Origin of the sequence: Pseudomonas sp. SR18 (genome assembly GCF_023701505.1) — a bacterium.
Taxonomy (GTDB): domain Bacteria; phylum Pseudomonadota; class Gammaproteobacteria; order Pseudomonadales; family Pseudomonadaceae; genus Aquipseudomonas; species Aquipseudomonas cyclaminis.
Window position 1 is genome coordinate 19,314 of the sequence record NZ_JAMQAU010000023.1, and the last position, 24,103, is coordinate 43,416.

General features: G+C 60.0%; 19 protein-coding genes, 1 tRNA gene and 1 pseudogene. 6 read left to right on the forward strand and 15 right to left on the reverse strand.

Annotated features, from left to right (window positions below; all coding sequences use genetic code 11):
* Positions 1-110: 110 nt before the first annotated feature.
* Positions 111-1,889 (forward strand): acyl-CoA dehydrogenase C-terminal domain-containing protein, encoded by a 1,779-nt coding sequence (locus tag NDJ82_RS25280; RefSeq protein WP_250926524.1) that lies wholly within the window; start codon positions 111-113, stop codon positions 1,887-1,889.
* 226 nt (positions 1,890-2,115) lie between these two features.
* On the opposite strand, the gene NDJ82_RS25285 is transcribed toward NDJ82_RS25280, so the two are convergent.
* Positions 2,116-3,015 (reverse strand): LysR family transcriptional regulator, encoded by a 900-nt coding sequence (locus NDJ82_RS25285; protein ID WP_099585695.1) that lies wholly within the window; start codon positions 3,013-3,015, stop codon positions 2,116-2,118.
* Positions 3,016-3,212: 197 nt separating this feature from the next.
* Between NDJ82_RS25285 and NDJ82_RS25290 the strand changes: the two genes are divergently transcribed.
* The 4 genes from NDJ82_RS25290 to NDJ82_RS25305 all read left to right on the forward strand — a co-directional run bounded on the left by NDJ82_RS25290 (position 3,213) and on the right by NDJ82_RS25305 (position 5,637).
* A complete protein-coding gene (locus NDJ82_RS25290; RefSeq protein ID WP_250926525.1) occupies positions 3,213-4,478 on the forward strand; it encodes an aspartate aminotransferase family protein in 1,266 nt (421 codons plus the stop codon).
* Positions 4,479-4,714: 236 nt separating this feature from the next.
* On the forward strand, positions 4,715-5,080 hold the full coding sequence (locus NDJ82_RS25295; RefSeq protein ID WP_250926526.1) for a type II toxin-antitoxin system RelE/ParE family toxin: 366 nt from the start codon (positions 4,715-4,717) through the stop codon (positions 5,078-5,080).
* Positions 5,064-5,384, forward strand: a complete 321-nt coding sequence (locus tag NDJ82_RS25300) for a helix-turn-helix domain-containing protein (RefSeq protein WP_099585692.1) — start codon at positions 5,064-5,066, stop codon at positions 5,382-5,384. Before NDJ82_RS25295 ends, NDJ82_RS25300 begins: the two co-directional genes overlap by 17 nt.
* 94 nt (positions 5,385-5,478) lie before the next feature.
* Positions 5,479-5,637 carry a YqaE/Pmp3 family membrane protein gene (locus tag NDJ82_RS25305; protein WP_003194776.1) on the forward strand — a complete coding sequence of 53 codons (159 nt, stop codon included), beginning with the start codon at positions 5,479-5,481 and terminating at the stop codon, positions 5,635-5,637.
* Positions 5,638-5,642: 5 nt separating this feature from the next.
* Here NDJ82_RS25305 and pqqE read toward each other — a convergent pair whose 3' ends face one another.
* From pqqE to NDJ82_RS25355, 10 genes and pseudogenes are all read right to left on the reverse strand, one after another.
* Entirely contained in the window at positions 5,643-6,773 is a 1,131-nt protein-coding gene (pqqE, locus tag NDJ82_RS25310) for a pyrroloquinoline quinone biosynthesis protein PqqE (protein ID WP_284738671.1), read from the reverse strand.
* Positions 6,766-7,041 (reverse strand): pyrroloquinoline quinone biosynthesis peptide chaperone PqqD, encoded by a 276-nt coding sequence (gene pqqD / locus NDJ82_RS25315; RefSeq protein ID WP_099585690.1) that lies wholly within the window; start codon positions 7,039-7,041, stop codon positions 6,766-6,768. Before pqqD ends, pqqE begins: the two co-directional genes overlap by 8 nt.
* Positions 7,038-7,790: a pyrroloquinoline-quinone synthase PqqC gene (gene pqqC, locus NDJ82_RS25320; protein ID WP_099585689.1), complete on the reverse strand. Its 753-nt coding sequence runs from the start codon at positions 7,788-7,790 to the stop codon at positions 7,038-7,040. Before pqqC ends, pqqD begins: the two co-directional genes overlap by 4 nt.
* An 11-nt stretch (positions 7,791-7,801) precedes the next feature.
* Positions 7,802-8,713 (reverse strand): pyrroloquinoline quinone biosynthesis protein PqqB, encoded by a 912-nt coding sequence (pqqB, locus tag NDJ82_RS25325; RefSeq protein ID WP_099585688.1) that lies wholly within the window; start codon positions 8,711-8,713, stop codon positions 7,802-7,804.
* Positions 8,714-8,784: 71 nt separating this feature from the next.
* The gene (gene pqqA / locus NDJ82_RS25330; protein ID WP_003194766.1) at positions 8,785-8,859 is read right to left on the reverse strand and encodes a pyrroloquinoline quinone precursor peptide PqqA; all 75 of its coding nucleotides are present in this window, start codon (positions 8,857-8,859) and stop codon (positions 8,785-8,787) included.
* 174 nt (positions 8,860-9,033) lie between these two features.
* Positions 9,034-11,388, reverse strand: a complete 2,355-nt coding sequence (gene pqqF, locus NDJ82_RS25335; RefSeq protein ID WP_250926528.1) for a pyrroloquinoline quinone biosynthesis protein PqqF — start codon at positions 11,386-11,388, stop codon at positions 9,034-9,036.
* A 48-nt stretch (positions 11,389-11,436) separates the two neighbouring features.
* Complete coding sequence (locus tag NDJ82_RS25340) at positions 11,437-12,231, reverse strand: carbon-nitrogen hydrolase family protein (protein WP_250926529.1); 795 nt, start codon at positions 12,229-12,231, stop codon at positions 11,437-11,439.
* 11 nt (positions 12,232-12,242) lie between these two features.
* Positions 12,243-13,946, reverse strand: a complete 1,704-nt coding sequence (locus NDJ82_RS25345) for a flavin monoamine oxidase family protein (protein ID WP_099585685.1) — start codon at positions 13,944-13,946, stop codon at positions 12,243-12,245.
* A 145-nt stretch (positions 13,947-14,091) separates the two neighbouring features.
* Positions 14,092-14,538, reverse strand: a complete 447-nt coding sequence (locus tag NDJ82_RS25350; protein WP_032883895.1) for an Lrp/AsnC family transcriptional regulator — start codon at positions 14,536-14,538, stop codon at positions 14,092-14,094.
* 36 nt (positions 14,539-14,574) lie between these two features.
* Positions 14,575-15,443, reverse strand: a pseudogene (locus NDJ82_RS25355) (LysR family transcriptional regulator).
* A gap of 111 nt (positions 15,444-15,554) precedes the next feature.
* On the opposite strand from NDJ82_RS25355, the gene NDJ82_RS25360 reads away from it, so the two are divergent.
* Complete coding sequence (locus NDJ82_RS25360; protein ID WP_191959373.1) at positions 15,555-15,980, forward strand: VOC family protein; 426 nt, start codon at positions 15,555-15,557, stop codon at positions 15,978-15,980.
* 45 nt (positions 15,981-16,025) lie between these two features.
* Here NDJ82_RS25360 and NDJ82_RS25365 read toward each other — a convergent pair.
* The 4 genes from NDJ82_RS25365 to dnaG form a co-directional block, all read right to left on the reverse strand.
* Positions 16,026-16,102: transfer RNA gene (locus tag NDJ82_RS25365), tRNA-Ile, on the reverse strand.
* Between the two features lie 16 nt (positions 16,103-16,118).
* Positions 16,119-19,862, reverse strand: a complete 3,744-nt coding sequence (locus NDJ82_RS25370; RefSeq protein ID WP_250926530.1) for a bifunctional diguanylate cyclase/phosphodiesterase — start codon at positions 19,860-19,862, stop codon at positions 16,119-16,121.
* 123 nt (positions 19,863-19,985) lie between these two features.
* On the reverse strand, positions 19,986-21,836 hold the full coding sequence (rpoD, locus tag NDJ82_RS25375) for an RNA polymerase sigma factor RpoD (RefSeq protein WP_099585681.1): 1,851 nt from the start codon (positions 21,834-21,836) through the stop codon (positions 19,986-19,988).
* A 67-nt stretch (positions 21,837-21,903) separates the two neighbouring features.
* Positions 21,904-23,871, reverse strand: a complete 1,968-nt coding sequence (gene dnaG, locus NDJ82_RS25380) for a DNA primase (protein ID WP_250926531.1) — start codon at positions 23,869-23,871, stop codon at positions 21,904-21,906.
* Between the last annotated feature and the right edge of the window lie 232 nt (positions 23,872-24,103).

The following is a 24,103-nucleotide window of genomic DNA, read 5'->3' on the forward strand; positions in this document are numbered from 1 at the left end:
ACCAATCAGTCACAAGTGGACCCTATGTGTCTGAAAAGTTGTTCGGGTACACTCGGAGCCTGTAAAACCGATCCTATCGAATCACTTTTCACGTTCCCACGAGGTTTGCCATGGCTGATTACAAAGCGCCGCTGCGTGATATGCGCTTCGTCCTCAACGAAGTTTTTGAGGTCGCCAGCACCTGGGCCCAATTGCCGGCATTGGCAGACACCGTCGACGCCGAAACCGTCGAGGCGATCCTCGAAGAAGCCGGCAAGGTCACCGCCAAATCCATTGCCCCGATCAGTCGCAGCGGCGATGAACAAGGCTGCCGCTGGGACAACACAGCGGTGTTCACCCCGGACGGTTACGCACAGGCCTACAAAACCTACGCTGAAGGCGGCTGGGTCGGCGTCGGCGGCGATCCTGCGTTTGGTGGCATGGGCATGCCCAAGGCCGTGTCGGCGCAGGTTGAGGAGATGATCAACTCGTCGAGCCTGGCGTTTGGCCTGTATCCAATGTTGACGTCCGGTGCGTGTGTGTCGATCAACACTCACGCCAGTGAAGAACTCAAGGCGGCCTACCTGCCGAAGATGTATTCCGGCGAGTGGGCCGGGTCCATGTGCCTGACCGAGGCCCATGCCGGCACCGACCTGGGGATTATCCGTACCAAGGCCGAGCCGCAGACGGATGGTTCCTACAAAATCAGCGGCACCAAGATTTTCATTACCGGTGGCGAGCACGACCTCACCGAAAACATCATCCATCTGGTCCTGGCCAAGCTGCCGGATGCGCCGGCCGGGCCTAAAGGCATTTCGCTGTTCCTGGTGCCGAAGTTCATGGTCAACACCGACGGCAGCCTGGGCGCGCGCAACCTGGTGAGCTGTGGCTCCATTGAACACAAGATGGGTATCCAGGCGTCCGCGACCTGCGTGATGAACTTCGACGCAGCCGTGGGTTACCTGGTGGGCGAGCCTAATCGCGGGCTGGCGGCGATGTTCACCATGATGAACTACGAGCGCCTGGGTGTGGGTATCCAGGGCCTGGCGTCCGGCGAGCGTTCCTATCAGAACGCGATTGAATATGCCCGTGACCGCTTGCAAAGCCGTGCGCCGACCGGTGCCCAGGCGAAAGACAAAGTCGCTGACCCGATCATCGTCCACCCGGACGTGCGCCGCATGCTGCTGACCATGAAAGCCGCCAATGAAGGCGGCCGTGCGTTCTCCACCTACGTGGCAACGCAGTTGGACATCGCCAAGTTCAGCGAAGACGCCGCAGCCCGTGAACGAGCGGATAACCTGGTGGCATTGCTGACGCCGGTGGCCAAGGCGTTCCTCAGCGACCTGGGCCTGGAAACCACGGTGCTCGGCCAGCAGGTGTTTGGCGGCCACGGTTACATCCGCGAGTGGGGCCAGGAGCAATTGGTGCGTGATGTGCGCATCACCCAGATCTACGAAGGCACCAACGGCATTCAGGCCCTGGACTTGATGGGCCGCAAGATCGTGGGTAGCGGCGGGGCGTTCTACACCTTGTTTGCTGATGAGATCCGCCAGTTCATCGTTGAGTCAGGCCCTGGGTTAACCGAGTTCACTAAACCGCTGAGCGCGGCGGTGGATAACCTGGATGAACTGACGGCCTGGGTACTGGATCGCGCCAAGACCAACCCGAATGAAATCGGCGCGGCCTCGGTGGAGTATTTGCATGCGTTTGGATACATGGCCTACGCCTACATGTGGGCGCGTATGGCCAAGGCGGCGTTGGGTAAAGAGGCTGAAGAAGATTTCTACGCCAGCAAACTGGGGACGGCGCGCTTCTACTTTGCACGCCTGCTGCCGCGTATTCACTCGTTGAGCGCGTCGGTAAAGGCCGGGAGTGAATCACTGTTTCTGCTGGATGAGGCACTGTTCTAAGGGTTTGGAGGGCGTGTAAGCATTCTCTTACATGACGTACTGCTATTCGTCCTCTATCGCCAAATTGGATCCACGGATAATCTACTTCACATGGACGTCGCGCAGGAAGCGCAAAGCAACAACACGGACACGTAGGATTCTGCCAGGACGGCGGAGTGAAATGGATGTCAGGGAAACAGTCTGCAAAGCCCCGCTTCGGCGGGGTTTTCTTTTGCCTGCGAAAAAGTCAGGCCGGCGCCTGCGGGGCATTCATCACGTCTTCGAGCAAGGTGCGCAGTAACGCCACCGTCGCCTGTTGACGCTGCACATCACGGCAGACCAAGCCTACTTTCAGCGGCACCCGCGGTTCACTCAAGGGTTTCCACAGCAGCATCTGGCTGTTGTGTTCGTCCTGGGAGCGCCCCGGCAGCACGGTTGCCAGTTTGGTATGGGGCAGGCTGTCGAGAATCCCCACCATGGTATTGAGCTCAGCCTGTACTTGCGGTCGTCGCCCAAGATTGGCGAGCTGGCCCTGCCATATCTGCCTGATTTGAAACTCTTCCCCCAATAGCAACATTGGCAACTCGGCCGCTTGTTTCAGCGAGACTTTCTTGAATTCGCGCAGGGGATGATCGTCCGGGATCACCACTTTCAGCTCATCCTCATACAGCAGCACGCCGTGCAACCCAGGCTGACGCGGCGGCAGGTAACTGATGCCAATGTCCAGCGAGCCGTTGAGCAGCCGCCGTTCTATCTCAATCCCGGTGAGTTCATAGATCTGCACCACCAGGTGCGGCTGGGCCTTGCGCACCCGCTCAAGCATCTGCGGCACCAGGCTGGTGTGCACGGTTTGCAGCACGCCGATGGCCAAGGTGCGCAAGGCCTGGCCTTTGAAGTTGCGTAGCGCCTCGACAGCTTGCTGCATGCCATCGATCAACGGCAGCGCATGGTTGTACAGCGTGTGGGCGGCCAGGGTTGGCAGCAGACGCTTGCTGCTGCGCTCGAACAGGCTCACATCCAGGTTCTGCTCCAACTGGCGAATCTGCTGTGACAGCGCCGGTTGAGAGATCGACAGACGTTCGGCGGCACGGCCCACATGGCCTTCTTCATATACCGCGACGAAATAACGCAGTTGCTTGAAATCCATAAGACTTTCTTATCGAAAAAGCTGCAAAATCGAAATGGCCGTTGGCCTGTGAGACGCCTAGTCTAGCGCCTATTCGCAGGGCTTACAGGGCCGGATCGGGCAATGAACAGTGTTTGTGTTGATAGCGTTTATATAGGCAAGTCAAAAAATCCAAAGACAGTGTCGACACCAGGCTCGGTTGCTATCGGGACGGATCTGTGAACTTGTTCTCTATCCGCCGCCCCGCGCCAAGCCTGGACGATTTGGTCCTGGATGCGCCGCGCAATGATCCCTCCAGCGAATCCTTGATGCCCACGGTGGCGCGGCCGCAACACGTCTTCGTGCGTGGCCAGGGTTCCTGGTTGTGGGACAGTGACGACCGCGCCTATCTGGACTTCAGCCAAGGCAATGGCGCCAACAGCCTCGGCCACAGCCCGCGGGTGTTGATCAAAGCCTTGAGCGAACAGACCCACGCGCTGATCAACCCCGGCATGGGTCTGCATAACCGCGCCCAACTCAACCTCGTTGAGCGCTTGTGCCACCGCACCGGCAGCGACCAGGCTTATTTGCTCAACAGCGGCGCGGAAGCCTGTGAAGCGGCGATCAAGCTGGCGCGTAAATGGGGCCAACTGCACCGCGGCGGCGCCTATCGCATCATCAGCGCCAGCAACGGTTGCCATGGCCGCAGTTTCGCGGCGCTGGCGGCATCGGCCGGGACCTTGGAAAACCGTTTCGAGCCGCAACTGCCCGGTTTCAGCCATGTGCCTTTCAACGACCTGCCGGCCCTGCACGCTGCTGTCGATGCGCAAACCGTTGCCATCCTGCTTGAGCCGATCCAGGGCGCCAACGTAACCCCCGCGACCGAACACTACCTCAAGGGCGTCGAGCGCCTGTGCCGTGAACTGGGAATCGTGCTGATCCTCGACGAAGTGCAGACCGGCCTCGGTCGTTGTGGCACGTTGCTGGCCGAACAACAGTACGGCGTAAGAGCCGACATCATCACCCTCGGCAAAGGCCTGGGCGGCGGCGTGCCTCTCGCGGCGCTACTGGCGCGTGGTAGCGCGTGTTGTTTCGAAGTGGGCGAACTGGAAGGTACCCATCACGGCAATGCGTTGATGGCTACAGCCGGCACGGCGGTAGTCGACGCGGTGCTGGAACATGGTTTTCTTGAGCACGTGCGTGAATCCGGTCTTTATCTGGGCGAAGGCCTTGCCCGCCTGGCCTACCGCTACGAGCACGGCCAACTGCGCGGACAAGGTCTGATGTGGGGCCTGACGTTGTCGGATGATTCTGCCGATGCCGTGGTAAACGCCGCGCTGCAGGAGGGCCTGATCCTCAACGCCCCGCAACCTGACTGTCTGCGCTTTACCCCGGCGTTGACCGTGAGCAGAAGCAACATCGACGACATGCTCCTGCGCCTGGCCCGCGCCTTCTCCCGCGTGCGCACCGCACAACTGCAATGCCGCAAGGGCATCGCTGTTTAACCCCATTTTCCTGAACCGTCTCGCGGCATACGCGGCGCCTCCAGCCTGATTTTTTTGGCTGGGGGCGTTTTTTTGTGTGTGAAATTTTTGGATTGAAAGCGTTGATTGATCGATTTTGAAAATAGTGGCTTTTTAGCGGGCGTCGGCAAGGACTGCCGATGGGGCGTGACGCTTTTTCGCGTGCTCCATTTCTAATCTGTACCACTGGGTGGTATGTTTTATAGGAAGGGATATCCATGAGGCTCAGGCTGTTTAAAACACGCAATTTCGCTGATGCGGCCAGCAAGGCCTGGATTTGTGATTTGGAGTTGAGTGAGGCATTCGGCGAAATGCTAAGAGGGCAAGCAGACAACCTGGGAGGCGGGGTGTGGAAAAAACGCCTAAACCAGAACAGACATCGGTTTATTGTCTTGGCCAAGGGCAGACATTTTTGGGTTTATCAGCTTCTGTATGCCAAACAGGATCAAAGCAATATCAGCCAGAAGGATTTGGTCGGGTTGCGTGCGATGGCGAAGAAATATGAAGATTTAACTGAATCGGATGTCCAGCAGCTACTGGACTTCAAGGAGTTTGTGGAGATACATCATGACCAGAAAATATGAAAGTGAAGCATTGGAGTCGGTTCATCAATCGGCCAAGGCGTTGTATTCGATTGGTGCGATCAGCAAGACCACCCTTCGAGAGTTCGACGAGATGTGCTTTGCAACTGCCCCCGTGCAAATCCCGGCCGAACAGATCAAACAACTGCGCGAAACCAACCATGTCAGCCAACCCGTATTCGCCCGTTACCTGAACACCAGCGCCTCCACGGTAAAAAAATGGGAGTCGGGTGAGAAACAACCCAGCGGCATGGCGCTCAAGCTTCTGAGCATCGTGCAAAAGCATGGATTGGAAATCCTGGCCTGAGGGTGGCCCAGTGCCAGATTCCACTGAACCCTCACGAGCGCCCAAGGTCGATTAGCTACACGGCTCACACGAGCCGATTTTTTGGAGCTGACCCATGGACATCATTCGTATCATCATCGCCATTCTGCTGCCGCCATTGGGTGTGTTCCTGCAAGTAGGCTTCGGCGGCGCGTTCTGGTTGAACATTCTGCTGACCTTGTGCGGTTACTTCCCAGGCATCATCCACGCGGTGTACATCATCGCCAAGCGCTGAGGCCGTTAGCCTTTGGCGATGAGCCGTGAGTTGCGCTCATTGCGAAAGGCCAGTTGCTCGATGGTCTGGGTGGCGTGTTCGGCTTCTTCCCGTGCCTGAAGGATGATGCCGTGCTGCTCGGACTTGCTGCACACCGGGTCGGCATTGCTCGCATCCCCCGTGAGCATGAAGGCCTGGCAACGGCAGCCGCCGAAGTCCTTTTCCTTTTCATCACATGACTTGCACGGCTCGGGCATCCAGTCGTAGCCGCGAAAGCGGTTGAAGCCAAACGAGTCGTACCAGATGTGTTGCATGCTGTGGTCGCGCACATTCGGAAACTGCACCGGCATCTGTCGGGCGCCGTGGCAGGGCAGGGCGGTGCCGTCTGGCGTCACGGTAAGAAAGATACTGCCCCAGCCATTCATGCAGGCTTTCGGGCGCTCCTCGTAGTAATCCGGCGTCACGAAAATCAGCTTGCACGGGTGGCCTTCGGCTTCGAGCTTGGCGCGGTATTCGTTGGTGATGCGCTCGGCGCGCACCAACTGCTCCTTGGTGGGCAACAACCCCACACGATTGAGCTGCGCCCAGCCGTAGAACTGGCAGGTGGCGAGTTCGACAAAGTCGGCTTGCAGCGCAATGCACAGCTCGATGATGCGGTCGATCTTGTCGATATTGTGCCGATGGGTGACGAAGTTCAGCACCATCGGATAGCCGTGGGCTTTCACTGCCCGAGCCATTTCCAGTTTTTGCGCGAAGGCTTTTTTCGAACCGGCCAGCAGGTTATTCACCTGTTCGTCGCTGGCCTGGAAGCTGATCTGGATATGGTCCAGGCCGGCCTTCTTGAAGTCGCTGATTTTCTGCTCGGTGAGGCCGATGCCGGAGGTGATCAGGTTGGTGTAGAACCCCAACTTGCGCGCCTCGGCGATCAACTCCGCCAAGTCCTGGCGCACCAGCGGTTCACCGCCGGAAAAGCCCAACTGCGCGGCACCCATTTCCCGGGCTTCGCGAAACACCTTGATCCACTGCTCGGTGCTCAGCTCCTTGCCCTGCTCGGCGAAATCCAGCGGGTTGGAGCAGTACGGGCACTGCAACGGGCAGCGGTAAGTCAGCTCGGCCAGCAGCCACAGCGGCAAACCGATAGCCGGTTTTTCAGGCAAGGGTGATCCAGTGCTCAGCACGGGCGACCTCCATGAATTGCTCAATGTCGTCACCCAGCTCAGGCACGCCGGGGAATTGCTGATCCAGCTCGGCGATGATCGCCGCCACGTCGCGCTCGCCGTCGATCAAACCGCCGATCAATGCGGCGCTGTCATTGAGCTTGATCATGCCTTCGGGGTAGAGCAGTACATGGCCCTTTTGCGCGGGCTCGTACTGGTAGCGATAGCCCTGGCGCCAGGTGGGTATTCTGCTGCGATCAAAGCTCATAGGGTGATCCCTTTATGCCAGACCCGCTGCTCGGTCACGCTGTGATACGGCGGGCGTTTGAGTTCGTAGGCCATGCTCATGGCATCCAGCATGCTCCACAGGATGTCCAGTTTGAACTGCAGGATTTCCAGCATGCGCTCCTGGCCTTCACGGGTGGTGTAGTGCTGCAGCGTGATCGCCAAACCGTGCTCCACATCGCGGCGGGCCTGGCCCAGGCGGGTGCGGAAATATTCGTAACCGGCCGGGTCGATCCACGGGTAATGCTGCGGCCAGCTGTCGAGGCGCGACTGGTGGATCTGCGGCGCGAACAGTTCGGTCAGCGAACTGCTGGCGGCCTCCTGCCAACTGGCGCGACGGGCGAAGTTGACGTAGGCGTCCACCGCAAAGCGTACGCCGGGCAGTACCAATTCCTGGGAACGCAATTGATCCGGGTCGAGTCCGACCGCCTGGCCCAGGCGCAGCCAAGCTTCGATGCCGCCGTCTTCACCGGGCGCACCATCGTGGTCGAGCAAGCGCTGGATCCATTCGCGGCGGATCTCGCGGTCCGGGCAATTGGCCAGGATCGCGGCGTCCTTCAGCGGAATATTGACTTGGTAGTAGAAGCGGTTGGCGACCCAGCCCTGGATTTGTTCGCGGCTGGCGCGGCCTTCGTACATCGCTACGTGGTACGGGTGATGGATATGGTAGAAGGCACCCTTGGCGCGCAAGGCGGCTTCGAATTCGGCGGTCGTCAACGGTGTGTCAGTCATGTCGTCTGCTCCTACAATTCAATGCTCATGCCGTCGTAAGCCACTTCGACATTACGTCGCACCAACTCCGCGCGCTCGGGAGAGTCTTCATCGAGGATCGGATTGGTGTTGTTGATATGGATAAGCACCTTGCGCTGCTCGGGCAACTGCTCCAGCACTTCGAGCATGCCGCCGGGGCCGTTTTGCGCCAGGTGGCCCATCTCGCGACCAGTTCGGGTGCCGACGCCACGGCGCTGCATTTCGTCGTCATCCCACATCGTGCCGTCTACCAGCAGACAGTCGCTGCCGGCCATGATCTCCAGCAGCGGCGCGTCGACCTTGCCCAGGCCCGGGGCGTAGAACAGTTTGCCGCCGGTGCGCAGGTCTTCGACGATCAGGCCGATATTGTCGCCGGGGTGCGGGTCGAAGCGGTGCGGCGAGTACGGCGGCGCAGCGCTGCGCAGCGGCAGTGGAGTGAAGCGCAGGTTGGGGCAGGCCGGGATGGTGAAACTGGCGTCCAGCTCGATGCGGTTCCAGGCCAGGCCGCCGTTCCAGTGGGTGAGCATGGTGAACAGCGGGAAGCCGGTGCTCAGGTCTTCATGGACCATGTCGGTGCACCACACCTGGTGCGGGCAGCCTTCGCGCAGGCTCAACAGGCCCGTGGTGTGGTCGATCTGGCTGTCCATCAGGATGATCGCGCTGATGCCGGTGTCGCGCAGGGCGCGGCCGGGTTGCATCGGCGCAAAGCCTTGCAGCTGTGCGCGGATATCCGGCGAGGCGTTGCACAGCACCCAATTCACGCCATCGTCGGAAATCGCGATGGACGACTGGGTACGTGCGTGGGCCCGCAGGCTGCCATCACGAAAGCCTGCGCAGTTCACGCAGTTGCAATTCCACTGCGGAAAACCACCGCCGGCGGCGGAACCTAGAATCTGGACAAACATGATTGCTCCATCACGCAAAGCTCAAAACAAAAACGCCCCGGGCGAACCGAGGCGTTGTATTACCCAGCGGATTAGCGGCTGGCGAAGTACATGGTGACTTCGAAGCCGATGCGCAGATCAGTGTAAGCAGGTTTGGACCAAGTCATATTCATACTCCTACGAAGGGATGGGACGTTTACTACCAAGTAATACATATAGTCCACCTCCAGTCGGAGATGTTCAGATGTGTGCGTAGGAATGTTACTCAATTCTTGGCAAGTTAGCGCTGTCTTGGTGGAAAAAGCCTGTTGCAGAGTTGGCAATGATCGACCTGCCGGCCTTCACGCGTTCGAGGTTTGCGGGCCGTTGGCCACATAGCGCCAGCCCCCTTGGGCGTCGTTCAGTTGCTGGGCGGCCAGCAGCAGGTCCTCACGGCTGCGGCCTTGGATCAACTGTTGAAGATGAGTGAGATAAGCCGACGGATGGCCGGCCAAGTGTGCGTGCCACAGCAGTTCGGCGGCTTGGGCGACCGGCAACGCATGAGGTGAAAACTGTTGGGCAAGGGCAATATTGTCCAGGTCTTCGCTGGCGCCGACCAATGCCGGCAGTTGGGCCAGGAAGGTGTTCAAGTGTTCAACGATGCCTTCCAGGGACACGCTGGGAGACTGCACGCCAAATAACAGGCCGGTCTGTCCGTTTATCTGTCGGACACCGCTGAAGACCGCGTAGCCCAACTGCAACTCGACCCGCAGGCGTTGGTAGAACGGCCCTTGGAGCAGGTGTCCCAGCAGTCGCCACGACGCTTCGTCGGCCAGGGACGGGCTCGGTGTCGGGCAAAACAGCAGCAAGGCGGCTTCAGGGGAATCGGTTTTTATCGCATGCCACACGCGTTGACCGCTGAAGGTCTGCTGAGGTGGTTCGAGGTGGGCAGGTTGGCCTGGCAGACGAGCGGCGGCGGCCTTGATCAGCGTTTCAGTCGCGGCGGGCAAACCCAGGCCCAGGCCATGCCAGCGTGCGGTGGCCCAGGATGCAGGCTGCTCACGTGTCTCGACATTGCCGTTGGCGCAGCACGAGGGCAGCGCCTTGAGCAACGCCCGGATTGGAATCATTGGCGCTGGGGCAATGACCGCCTCTTGCGGCAGGTTCAGGCTTTGCGCCAAGGCCTCCAGCACGGCTGGCATGGGCTCGTGCAGTCCGGTCATCGTCACCCGCCAGTCAGTGCCGGTGGTTTCGAAGGACACTTCAACGCCCGCCTGACGTGCACTCTCACGCAATGGCTGCAAGATGTTTTCCAGTGCGGCAGCAACTGGCGCGTCGAACCGCCATTGCAGGTACAGCGCGCCTTCGTCGCTGTCATCCGCCAAGGCCGGGCTGAAGGCCAGCGCCGATACCTCGCGGCGACCCCGCGAGCGGTCCTGGGCAAAGGTGCGCAGGCCCCGGTGGGCGCTGGTTTGGCCGCGGATCAGGCCGGCGCGCTCTTCCTTGGCCGGTGGGCGCAGGAACGGGTTGGGCGGGGGAAGTTGCCAAATGTGCTCGGCGGGCGGCAGGTGCAGTGATTCAAGCAGGGCCTTGAGCGCGGCGATGTCTTGTTCACACAGATCTTCGCTGTCGTTTCGGGCCAATGCCAATGCGCCCTGGATCTGTTGTCGGCGGGCGTTCAGTAGCGCGGACTCTTCGCGAAGTGGCGTCCAGTCGCTGCGTGAGAAAAAGCTCAGCCAGTCGTGCAACAGCGCCTCAATCTGTGTCGTCGGTTTATCTGCGGTACCGAGCGTGAAGTCGATATCCAGCACGGCTTGTCCGGCGAAGTGATACAGCACGGACGCCTGCAGTGCACAGGCCAGTTGTTGTTCTTTCAACTCGGCGAGCAGCCCGCCCGGCGCAGAGGCGTTGAGCCAGGTGCAAAGGAAGTCCAGTGCGGCGCGGGGCGCGTCACAGGTGATGACGTGGTGCAGGTGGCCGTCTTCGGTGTGCTGATAACGCCGGGCCGCGCCTTGCATCAAGGCGGGTGGCGAAGCCTGTGGATGCTGCGGGCCAGAGATCAGATGCTCGCTGAATTGCTGCGCCATGGTTTCCAGCGTTTGCAACGACTGCGGGCCGGCGAGACTCAAGGTCATCTGCCCGCTCTGATAGAACTGCGCGTGGAATTCCCGCAAGGCTTGCTGAAACGCCTCACGCTCCACCGGCAGGCTGTCGCGGTTGCCTGCGTGAAAGCCACGCAACGGATGATCTGCCGCCAAACGTCCGAGCAGCGTCACCTGCTGTTGAGCCTTGGCGTCCTGGGACCAGGCGACAAACTCGGCGTGCAGCACTTCGCGCTCGCGCAGTTGATCTTCCAGCGCAAGGCGCGGATGGGTGAGCATGTCTGCCAGCCGCTCCAGCCCATCCGTAAAGGTCGAAACCGGCAGCTCGAAGAAGAAGTCCGTGGTGCGTTCGCGGGTGCTCGCGTTCACCTGGCCACCATGGCGTTGTACGTAGGCCATCAACCCTTCGCCGGTGGGAAAACGCTCGGTGCCAAGAAACAACAAATGCTCAAGGAAATGCGCCAGTCCAGGCCAATCCAGCGGCATATCATGACTACCGGCAGCCACCCTTAACGCTGCGGCGCAACGTTTCAAACGTGGCGCATGGCGCAGGGAAACACGCAGGCCATTGGCCAGGGTTAAGTGAACGGGATAAGGGTGGGCCGGGGCAGGCATGGGCACTTCCAGAACGGGGCAAGTGCCTATGCTAACAAACCCGTTGGGTCAGGGCTTGTGCAGCGGGCCGTAAAGCTCGGGGCGACGGTCTTGCAGGTAGTGATTGGCGGCGCGGGCGTCGAGGATCGATTGGTGATCCAGCGTGCCGACAATCAAGGCTTCATCCAGCCCCGCCTGGGCGATTCGCTGGCCATCCGGCGCGGCGATGCTGCTTTGCCCGCAATACTGAATCTCGCCTTCGTGCCCGCAATAGTTGGCGTAGGCCACGTAGCACTGGTTTTCAAAGGCCCGCGCCCGCACGGTGACGTCGGCAACAAAATCGAACGGCACCATGTTGGCGGTGGGCACCAGGATCACCTCTGCCCCGGCCAGGGCCAGGCGTCGGGTGTTTTCCGGGAACTCCAGGTCGTAGCAGATCAGGAATCCCAGCTTCCACCCATTGAGCTCCACCAGTGGGAAGTCATCGTCGCCGGCGCTGAACATCGAATGGTCCAGATCCCCGAACAGATGGGTCTTGCGGTAGTTGCACAGGCGATGGCCGTGGGCGTCGATCAATTGCACGGCGTTGTAGATCTGCCCATCGTCGGCCCGCTCCGGATAACCGTACAAAATGGCCAGCCCGGCAATTTTCGCGATGTCTGCGATGATCTCGGCAGACTCGCCATCCTGTGCTTCGGCCAGGGCCCCGACGGCTTCTGCGCCGATGTTGTAGCCGGTGAGGAACATCTCCGGCAGCACCAGCACATCGGCGTCGGTCGCTTCGTGTGCAAGCCGACGCAGGCGCTTGAGGTTGCCCGCTACGTCCAACGGCAGCGGCGGGCATTGGTACAGGGCGACACGCATGGCGTAACTCCTTACTCGGCCAGGGCGATTGGCCCGATTTCATCGAACACATCACCGGGGCCGGGGTTCTCGGCGTGAGTGCTGCCGCCGAAGTGGGTCATGATGCCCCACACTGCGTTCAGCGAGGTTTGTACGGCGCCTTCCACCCACGCAGGGGTCCAGGAAACGTCGTCGCCCGCGATAAAAATCCCACGCTGTTCGGCGGGCATGTCCTTCTGCATAAAGTGCGCGTACATCCGCTGGTTGTAGCGGTAGTGGCCAGGCAATGCGCCTTTGAAGGCGCCGAGGAAATGCGGATCCGCCTCCCAGGACACGGTGATCGGATCACCAATGATGCGCGCCTTGATATCGACTTTCGGGTAGATCTTGTTCAAGGCATCCAGGGCCAGTTTTACCCGCTTGTCGATGGGCTGCGGAAGCATTTTCAGCGCGTCGCTCATCCACGAGTACGACAGGCAGATCACCCCTGGTTTGTCGTCGCCGTTGTCGAACAGGTAGGTGCCGCGAGTGAGGCGATCGGTGAGGGTCATGCTCATCAGGTCGCGGCCGGTTTCCGGATCTTTGTCTTTCCAGAAGGGGCGGTCGACCATCACGAAGGTTTTCGACGATTGCATGTAGCGCGTGCGGTCCAGGGCCATCCACATCTTTTGCGAGAACAGGGTTTCATCGCATTCGATCTGGGTGGTCAGCAGCCAGCTTTGGCAGGTGGTGAGCACGGCGGCGTATTCACGGGTGTCGCCATAGTTGTCGGTCACCGCGAAACGGCCATCTGCGGCGTGGGCAATGCGCTTGACCCCTGCGCGAGGTGCGCCGCAGTGCAGTGAGCTGAGGCTGGTACCGGCCGGCCAGTGGGCGCAGCGCTCTGGCACATGGCGCCAGATGCCCATGGGCACCTGGGCCACGCCGCCGACCACCAGGTGTTGGTGGTCGTCGCAGTTGGTCATCACCACCCGGAAGATTTCCAGCATCGAGTTGGGGAAATCCGAGTCCCAGCCGCCGGTGCCGAAACCGACTTGGCCAAACACTTCACGGTGATGGAACGACAGCTTGGCGAAGGCCTTGGAGGTGGCGACGAAGTCGTAGAAGGTGCGGTCGTCCCACAGCGGTACCAGCTTGTTCCACAGCGCTTTGAGGCGCGGCACGTCGCGGTCGCGAATGGCTTGCTGGATATCGCCGAACTGCGAGCCGGCTTCCAGCGCGTCGGCCCAGGCGTCGGCCACTTCCTGGAACAGGGCAGGCAAGTCAGACAGCTTTTGTGCGTAGTGGGTCTGGCCTTCGAGGTCGATCACGGTACTGCCGGAGGCCGGCGTCAGCGGGTTGGGGAACGGCTTGGTGTCCAGGCCCAGCTTATCCACATAGTGGTAGAAGGCGGTGGATGACACAGGAAAGCGCATGCCGCCCAGCTCGGCGATGATGCCTTCGGCGCCTTCGAAGGCCTGGGAGCGCAACCGGCCGCCCATCTTCGAGGCTTCGTACACCACGGGTTTGAGGCCCAGCTTCATCAGTTCGTAGGCGGCGACCAGACCGGCGATGCCGGCGCCGACGATGGCAACTTCGGCGCCATGGTTGGCGGCGGGGATACTGCCCAGGCCGGCGGGGTGCTCGATCCAGTCATCAAAGGCAAACGGAAAGTCCGGGCCAAAGATGGTGATGGGTTTTTTACCGTCTGCCGGATGGCGATTGGTCTTGCTGAGGGTGCTGGACGGAATGCTCATGGCTGACCTTACTGGCGACTAGGCGGAAGGAACCCGCTGAGTATAGGAAAAGATGGCAGCCAGTTTAGGGAGCGTTGCGCTCGTTAATAAGACGCAATGTGTCGTCAAAATGGACTGTTTTCAGTCGAAGTGACGAGTTTGACGGTCAGATTGGTTGGCCGCGATCCAATTTGTTACTTAGGATGATCGAGGTTGTGGTTTTTTCCACACCATCGACACTGCCGATCTGGTCCAGCAACTGATCAAGCTGCTCCGGCGAATCCGTGCGCAGCCAGGCCACGTAATCAAACTCGCCGCTCACCGCGCACAACTGCTGCACTTGAGCCATGGCACTCAGCCTGCGCAGCACTTCTTTGCCTGAACGTGGTTGCACGGTGATGCCCACGTAGGCCTGCAAACCACCGTCTGCCACACGTTGCCCCAGGCGCACGCCGTAACCGGTGATCACCTGGGTTTTCTCCAGGCGTGCGAGGCGCGAAGTCACGGTGGTGCGTGCGATCCCCAACTGCCGGGCAAGCATGGCCACGCTTTCGCGGGCGTTGATCTGCAGCGCGGCGATCAGTTGGCGGTCGATTTCATCTAGGACAGGCAAGAGAGGCTCCATTTCGGGCGGCAACAGCCACGCATGTTACAGGCTTGTATCGGCCAGCAGGCAGCGGGCGAACAGCTGCGGGACCGGCAGATGCCGTTGGCTGTAGCGACTGAGCAGGATGATCTCACGGTAAAACGTCAGGCTGCCCAGGGGGATTGTTCTTATTTCAGGCGAACGCTCCAGCCACAGGCCCGCCTGGGGGATCAGCGATACGCCAAGGCCACATTCCACCATCTTGACGATGGCCTCCAGCTCGTCCAGTTCCAGTGCGACCTGTACATCAATTTTCTGCTCGCGCAGGAACCGGCTCACCAACCGACCGCCGAACGATGCGCGGTCATAGCGGACATGGGGGTGGCTGCTGAGCAACTGCACAGGATCATCGCCAGTCATTGTGTGCGGCACGACCAGCACGAACGGTTCCTTGCGCAGCACCTGCACGTGCAATTCCTTGGGCAGATCGAACGGCGGGCGAATGATGATCGCTGAATCCAACTCGCCGGCATCTACCTGGCTCAACAACTCCAGGGACACGCCAGGGACCAACTTGCACTCGACCGTTGGCGCAGCCTGGCGCAAACGCACCAACGCCTGTGGCAGCAAGCCGGTCTGGGCGGTGGTGATGGCACCGACTTTCAACTCGCCCCGATATTCATCGGCGTCCACCGGCACCGCCATGCGGTTGAACGTTTCAATGATTTCCTTGGCCAATGGCAATGCGCGCAAACCCGCCGCATTCAGCGTGGCCTGACGCCCGGTGCGATCGAACAGCTCACCCCCAGCGTCTGCTCCAACTGCCGAATCTGCGCGCTGACCGCCGACTGTGTCAGGCCGCCATGCATGCCCGCCGCCGCGAACGTGCCATGGCGGGTTACGGCAATAAAGGTCTTCAATTCACGCAGCATAGGGTCTCTATTCATCGAAATAATTTGAGCTCGGCGCAAAAACTATCGTCTTTTCATCGGCTGAAGCAAGGCTAAACTCGGGGAACTTAATGCCCACAGAGGTTTGACCTGATGACACTCGCACCTTTTCACCTGGCAATTCCGGTATACGACCTCGCCGCTGCGCGGCATTTCTACGGTGACGTCTTTGGCCTTGAAGAGGGGCGTTCCAGCGAACACTGGGTAGATTTCAACTTTTTCGGGCATCAGTTGGTCATTCACGAACACCCGAAAACCGCCTCTCAGGAATCAGCCCACACCAACGCGGTAGACGGCCACGACGTGCCCGTGCCGCATTTTGGCGTGGTGTTGGGCTGGGAAGATTGGCATGCCTTGGCGGAACGCTTGCAGGCGAGAGGGACGACGTTTGTGTTGGAACCGCACATTCGCTTCAAGGGGCAGGTGGGGGAGCAGGCGACGTTGTTTCTGTTTGATCCGTGCGGGAACGCGCTGGAGTTCAAAGCATTCCGGGATATTGGGCAGTTGTTTGCAAAGTGAGACTGCCAGACACACAAAAGCCGCGCAATGCGCGGCTTTCTTGTTTGGTGGGCCCACACGGACTTGAACCGTGGACCAAAGGATTATGAGTCCTCTGCTCTGACCAACTGAGCTATAGGCCCTGTAACAGGTCGCGGATTATAACGATGGTTTCCCCGCTGTGCCATCCGAAAAATCCTCAATGTGCATGCGAAGGAAGGTCGCGGCAAAAAGCTCCGGCGGCAGCGGCAGGCTGACGATGTAGCCTTGCATCTGTTCGCAGCCTTCAGAGGCCAGGAAGGCTTGCTGGGCGGGGTTCTCCACGCCTTCGGCGATGATGGTGAATTGCATGCTATGCCCCAGGGCGATGATGGCGCGCACGATGGCGGCATCGTGGGGGTCATCGGGCAGGCCACGGACGAAGGATTGGTCGATCTTCAGGAAATCCAGCGGCAGGCGTTTAAGGTAGCTGAGGGATGAGTAGCCGGTACCGAAGTCATCAATCGCCAGTTGCACGCCCAACTGCTTGAGTTGGTACAGCACCTCCAGTGCTTCCTCGGCCTGGCTCATGATGAAGTTTTCCGTGATCTCCAATTGCAGGTGGCCGGGGTCGAGGTGGTAGTCGCGCAACAGTTGTTCGATGCGACTCAGCAAGCCGGGATGTCGCAACTGCGCGCCGGCGAGGTTGACCGACAGCGGGCCGAAATCTTCGAAGGTGCCCTGCCAGGCGTGCAGTTGTTGGCAGGCCTGTTCCAATACCCAATCGCCAATTTGCAGGATCGTGCCGTTCTCTTCGGCCAGGGCAATGAAGTGTTCGGGGGGGACTTCGCCAAAGGTGGGGTGGTGCCAGCGAATCAGGGCTTCGGCGCCGATCAGTTCGTGTGTCACCAGGCTCAGCTTTGGCTGGTAATACAGGCTTAGCTCTTTACGTTCGATGGCTCGCCGCAGTTCGTGCTCCAGTGCCACGCGTTCGTTGGCCTGGGCCGTGAGGTCGCGGGTGTAGCTTTCGACCCGGTTACGCCCCTTGGCTTTGGAGCGGTACATCGCGGCGTCGGCATTCTTGACCAGGGTGGCGACATCCGTACCGTCCTGCGGATAGAGGCTTGTGCCGATGCTGGCGCTGATGAAGAACTCGTGCTCGCCAGCCTGGAAGGGCGGGGTGAAGCAGGCCAGCAGCTTATTGGCCAGGTGTTCGGCGTCGCTGGCGTGTTGCAGGCCGGGCAACAGGATGATGAACTCGTCGCCGCCCAGGCGCGCGACGGTGTCGATGTCTCGCAGTTGATCCTTGAGGCGCACAGCGATGTCTTTGAGCAGCAGGTCGCCGATCGGGTGGCCGAGGCTGTCGTTGATGTGTTTGAAGCGGTCCAGGTCGAGGAACAGCACGGCGCCCTGTTTACCGGTTTCCTGATGACCGTTGAGGGCGGCCTGCAACCGGTTTTCAAACAGCGTGCGGTTGGGCAGGCCGGTCAGTGGGTCGTGGTGCGCCTGATAGTCGAGGCGTGCCTGGGCCAGTTTGAGGCTGGAGATGTCGGCAAACACCGCCACAAAGTGGGTGATCAGTTGATCGCGGTTACGCACGGCGCTGATGGTCAGCCAACTGGGATACAACTCACCGTTCTTGCGGCGGTTGGAGATCTCGCCTTGCCAGTGGCCATGGGCCGTCAACTGGTGCCACATGGCGGCGTAGAAGGCGCTGTCATGCTGGCCCGAGGCGAGCAGGCGCGGTGTCTGGCCGAGCGCTTCGGCTTCACTGTAGCCGGTGATTTCGCTGAAGGCGCGGTTGACGGCACTGATGTTCTGGCGGGTGTCGGTGATCAACACGCCTTCGGCAGTGCTTTCGAAGACGGTGGCAGCCTGTTGCAGTTTTTCCTGCATCTGCTGGCGTTCAGTGATGTCGCGGGCGATGGTGAGCATGCAGTCTTCATCGCCGATAGGCAGTGGGCGACTGGACAATTCACAGAGGCGTATCAGGCCATCGACGCGGCGGATATGGCAGACAAAGTCGCGGACAAACCCATCACGCTGCATCAACTCCAGCATGTGTTTGCGCTCGTTGAGGTCGACCCAGATGCCAAGGTCCAGGCTCGATTGGTCAACCGATGTGGCGCTGGTGTGGCCGGTCAGGCGGCTGAAGCCTTCGTTGACCTCAATCAGCAGACCGTCGCGTTGGCGGCTCAGCAGCAAACCGTCGGGCGAGGCGTGGAAGGCTTTGGCGAACTTCTCTTCGGAGGTTTGCAGCAGCTGCTGGGTTTCCTTGAGTTGGGTGATATCGCGCACCACCACCACGATGGCTTCAGTCGTGTCCAACTGGAAGGGTTCTGCCGAGATAAGACCGGTAAAGGCTTGGCCGTTGCTGCGCAGGAACGGCATTTCAAGGTTGCGGATACTGGTGGTCTGGACACGTTGCAGCAGCTCGGGGCCGATGCCCGGGATGCCCCATATTTCCAGCTCTGTACCGGTTTTGCCGATCACCTCTTCAGCAGTCAGGCCGATTTGATCTTCGAAGGCTTTATTGACCTCCAGCAAGCAGCCATCGGATAGCCGTGCAATCACCAGAATGTCCGGGCATTGCTGGAACACCGAGGCAAATTTCTGTTCGGACAATTGCAGCGCTTCCTCGGTGCGCTTGGCCTCGCTGATATCAATCATCAGGCCGCGCAGCACAGGCTCATGACCGTGTTCGATCAGGCTGACAATGTCGCGTACCCACAGGCAGCGGCCGTCGGCGGTAATCACTCGGTAATCAACACTGTGGTCGCGGCTGGCACGGGTTTCGCGGTGGCAATAAGCTTCGGCACGTATGAGGTCGGCCGGGTGAATGATGTTGCGCCAGAAGCCCGGAATCAGCCAATGAGCGCGTGGGTAGCCGAGCAAGTCTTCTGCGTGAGGGGAGACGTAGCTGTAGGTGAAATCGGTGACATTGGCTTCCCAGGCGATGGCGGACAAGCTCTCTACCAGGCCGCGATAGTGGTATTCGCTGCTGCGCAATTCTTGTTCGAGAGCGACGCGGCGGGAAATTTCCGAACTCAGCCGACGATTGATCCGAATCACGATGGCCAATACGCTGCACAGCAGCAGTACGGCGGGCAGGCCGTACATCAGCAGGTCGTTCCAGAAGGTGCGGTTATCCGTGAACTTACCCACCCAATGCTGCTGAATCGCGTCGGTTTCCTCCGGGCTGAGGTCGGCCAGGACTTTGTCCAGGATGCCCACCAGCATTTTATCGTCCCGTGGTACGCCCATCGCCAATTGATAGCGGTAAGGGGTTTCGCCGCTGACGTAAAGGCCATCGAGTTTGAGTTCGCGCAGGCTCCAGACGCTGGACGCCAGGTCGCTGACCACGGCATCCACTTCGCCGGTCGCCAGGGCTTGCAGTGTGGAACTGACGTTGGGCAGTGCGACCAGGTTAAGGTCGGGATGGTGGGTACGCAGCAACTCGTGAGGGGCGTAGTTTTCCACCACGGCAACCTTCAGGCCGTAAAGATCCTTGAGGTTGCGCGGTCGTGCTCCGCCTTCGTGGGCAAGAATCACCATCGGGAAGTCGATGTAAGGCCGGGTAAAAGCCAGATAGCCCTGGCGTTCCGGGGTCGACATGATGCTGGCGATAAGATCGAGTTGGTTGTTTCGCGCCATCTCCAATACAGCGCCCCAGCTCGGCGGTTCGATTATCTTGACCCTGACGCCCAGGCGGTCCTGGATCAGGCGCACGTAATCTGCCGACAAGCCTTGGTATCGGCCACTGTCATCACGGTATTCGAAGGGTGGCCACGAGGCGTCCACGCCAAGTCTCAGCTCCTGATGGTCCGCCAGCCAGCCACGCTCATCATCAGTAAGAGTCAACGCGCCAGCCGTTGCGGTCCAGTTCAGCAGCGACAGCAGTATCACGGTCGGCAATCTGGGCATAACGGTCTCGTTATGGCACGGGGAATGTGTCGAGTGTAGACGGGCATTGCGGGGGGAGGAGGGGCAGTACAGGATTTTATCTATGCAAAACAAAACCCCCGGCCTGGGCCGGGGGTTCTGGTATCACTCGTCGAGGAAGGAGCGCAGATGCTCGCTTCGCGTCGGGTGGCGCAACTTGCGCAGCGCCTTGGCTTCGATCTGACGGATCCGCTCGCGGGTCACGTCAAACTGCTTACCGACTTCCTCAAGGGTGTGGTCGGTATTCATGTCGATGCCGAAACGCATGCGCAGTACCTTGGCTTCACGGGCAGTGAGGCCGGACAGTACGTCGCGAGTCGCTTCTTTCAAGCTCTCAACAGTGGCGACATCGATTGGCGACTGCATGGTCGAGTCTTCGATGAAGTCACCCAGATGGGAGTCTTCGTCATCACCGATCGGGGTTTCCATGGAGATCGGCTCTTTAGCGATCTTCAATACCTTGCGGATTTTATCCTCAGGCATTTCCATGCGTTCGCCCAGCTCTTCCGGGGTCGGTTCGCGACCCATTTCCTGCAACATCTGCCGGGAAATACGGTTGAGCTTGTTGATGGTCTCGATCATGTGCACCGGAATACGGATGGTGCGGGCCTGGTCGGCGATCGAGCGAGTGATCGCCTGACGGATCCACCAGGTGGCATAAGTCGAGAACTTGTAGCCGCGACGGTATTCGAACTTGTCCACAGCCTTCATCAAGCCGATGTTGCCTTCCTGGATCAGATCGAGGAATTGCAGGCCACGGTTGGTGTACTTCTTGGCGATGGAGATCACCAGACGCAAGTTCGCTTCTACCATCTCTTTCTTCGCGCGGCGGGCCTTGGCCTCACCGATCGACATGCGACGGTTGATGTCCTTGATCTCGGCAATCGTCAGACCGGTTTCGGTCTCAAGTGCAGTCAGCTTCTGCTGGCAACGGATGATATCCGGCTGCAGGCGGCCAATGGCTTCGGCGTACTTCGCCTTGCCTTTGGCCAGGGCGTCGCTCCAGCTTTCGTCAACTTCGTTGCCCGGGAACTGGCGCAGGAAGTCGGTACGCGGCATGCGCGCATCACGGACACAGAGCTGCATGATCGCACGCTCTTGTGCACGCAGACGCTCAAGGGCGCTACGAACGCGTTCAACCAGGCCTTCGAATTGCTTCGGTACCAGCTTGATCGGCATGAACAGCTCAGCCAGCGCCAGCAGCTCGGCAATTGCCAGCTTGTTGGAGCGACCGTGCTTTTTCAGGGCCTTGCGGGTGATTTCCATTTGATCGGAAACCGCACCGAAACGCTGGGCAGCGATGATCGGGTCTGGACCGCTTTCGACTTCTTCTTCGTCGTCGGTGCTGGCTTCAGCCTCGTCGTCTTCGGAATCGTCATCCGCTTTCGCGGCTTTCGGATCGACAGGCGGCGGTACTTCGGCAGCAGGCGGCGCAATGCCGTCGTCCGGGTCGATATAACCGCTCAGGACGTCGGACAGGCGGCCACCTTCGGTGGTGACGCGAGTGTACTCGGAGAGAATGTGGTCAACCGTGCCAGGGAAGTGCGCGATTGCGCCCATCACTTCACGGATGCCCTCTTCGATACGCTTGGCGATTTCGATCTCGCCTTCGCGTGTCAGCAACTCGACGGTACCCATTTCACGCATATACATGCGCACAGGGTCAGTCGTGCGACCGATGTCGGTCTCCACCGCGGCCAACGCAGCAGCGGCTTCTTCAGCGGCTGCCTCGTCGGTATCGGCGTCGGCCAACATAAGGGCGTCCGCATCCGGAGCACTCTCGTGTACGGGGATCCCCATGTCATTAATCATGCGGATGATGTCTTCCACCTGCTCAGGATCTGAAATATCCTCAGGCAGGTGGTCGTTGACCTCTGCGTAAGTCAGATACTTCTGCTCACGACCAAGGGTGATCAACTCTTTGATACGAGACTGCTGTTGCGCTTTTCCGGACATAACACCCTATCCACTGAAGGTCTTGGCGGGCAAAAAACAAGCCGAGGATTATACCCGAGCTATGACCTCACACGCCAGCTGAGGTCGGGTTTGATGCGGAAACATTCTGTTTTAAGAGGTCACGCATCTGTTTTGCTATCTGAATTTGCTCTTCAGCCGATAATCCCGGCTGTCTTGCTCTCATGATGAGTTCATCGAGGGTCTGCGTATGCTGACCCGCGGATAACCTAGTAATGGTGTCTAAAAACTGTTGTTCAAGGTTATCGCCGTCAATTAGCCACTCCTTTTCCGCAAGTGCTTTCAACAAGCGTCCCTGTTCTGTGCCGTGCCAGCGCGCGATCAACTGAATTGAGTTTAGCTTAGGATTTTTCTGCACAGCTTCGATCAGTGCGATCAGGACTTGAGCGTAGGTATTGCTCGCGTTGGCAAAATGGTCGGCACTTTCGACCTTGCCCGCCAATTGCGGGTGGTGAATGAGCGTGCGCAGGGCGATCAGCGTGGGCGCTTCTACGGCAACTGGCGTGCGCGGGGCGTAGGCCTCGTCGCGATCGCCGCGCTTACCGTTCTTGCTCCAGGGCTTTTTGTCCCACTTCTTGCCGCCGGCACCGGGTTTCTTCGGGGCCCATTCCTGCTGGGGCGCGTAGGCATCCTGCGGTTGGAAGTCGGAATAGTCCGGCATGGCGTCGTAATCCATGCCCGGATCGTAGGCGGGCGGCGCGTCCTGCGGTGCGCTGTGCACCAGCTGGCTGACGGCTTCGCCACTCAATCCGGTAATTTCCAGCAGGCGCTGGCGCATCAGGGTGCGCAGGTTGGCGCCTGGCACCTTGTCGATCAGCGGCGCTGCGAGGGTGGCCATATGGGCCTTGCCTTCGAGGGAGCGCGGATCGGCTTCTTCGGTCAGTTGCTGGAAGAAATAGTCCGCCAGCGGCTGCGCATGTTGGTTGATGCGTGCCCGGAATGCGTCGGTGCCTTCGGAGCGCACCAGGGTATCCGGGTCTTCGCCTTCAGGCAGGAACAGGAAGCGTGCGCGGCGCCCGTCTTGCAGGCTCGGCAGCGTGGCTTCGAGTGCTCGCCAGGCGGCGTTGCGGCCGGCCTGGTCGCCGTCGAAGCAGAACAGCACGCTGGGCACTACGCGGAACAGGCGTTTCAAGTGCTCTTCGCTGGTGGCGGTACCGAGGGTGGCTACGGCGTTGCGCAAGCCTTGCTGGGCCAGGGCAATCACGTCCATATAGCCTTCAACCACGATGATTTCATCGAGGTTGCGATTGTTTTTGCGCGCTTCGAACAGGCCGTAGAGTTCCTGGCCTTTGTGGAATACCGGGGTTTCCGGCGAGTTCAGATACTTGGGCTTGTCGTCCCCCAATACTCGGCCACCAAAGGCGATGATGCGGCCGCGGCTGTCGCGGATCGGGAACATCACGCGGTCGCGAAAACGGTCGTAGCGCTTGCCGGTCTCGGCGTTTTCCACCAGGAGACCGGCGTCGATCATGGCTTTTTGCTGCAGGGTGTCACTGCTCAGGTGCTTGTACAGGTTATCCCAGCCGGGCGGCGCGAAGCCGAGGCCGAAGTCGCGAGCGATTTCGCCGGTAAGGCCGCGGCCCTTGAGGTAGTCGACGGCGGCCTTGCGCTGCGGATGGCTCTTGAGTGCCTGTCGGTAAAAGTCGGCGGCGGCGGTGAGCAGTGGGTACAGCGGCGAATCGGTGGGTTGCCGCGGTTTGTGCGGGCGGCCGCTTTCTTCGCGGGGGACTTCCATGCCGGCGGCTTTCGCCAGGTCCTCGATTGCCTGGGGGAAATCCAGGTTGTCATGGTCCATCAGGAAGCCGAGGGCGTTGCCGCCTGCGCCGCAGCCGAAGCAGTAGTAGAACTGCTTGTCGGGGCTGACACTGAACGACGGGGTTTTTTCTTTGTGGAACGGGCAGCAGGCGGTGTAGTTCTTGCCGGCTTTCTTCAGTTGCACGCGCGAGCTGACAACATCGACGATGTCGGTGCGGTTCAGAAGGTCGTCAATAAAGCTCTGGGGAATTAGCCCGGCCATGGCGTTCTCGTCATCACTGCGTGTAAATGAGGGCCCGTGAAGTGCTCAAGCGCTTGGGTCGAGTGGCTCGACCATCAATCGTCTGCTTGGGCTGTATGGAAGTGTATCTGCCGAGCATTCACTGACGTTAATTTCCAATCAGTCTTCGGCGAAGAAATGTTGCCCCAGGCTCCGGTCTTGGCCAATGGTGGCCTCGGTAGCTCATCGATGGGCACAGTCGACCGTTGATCGC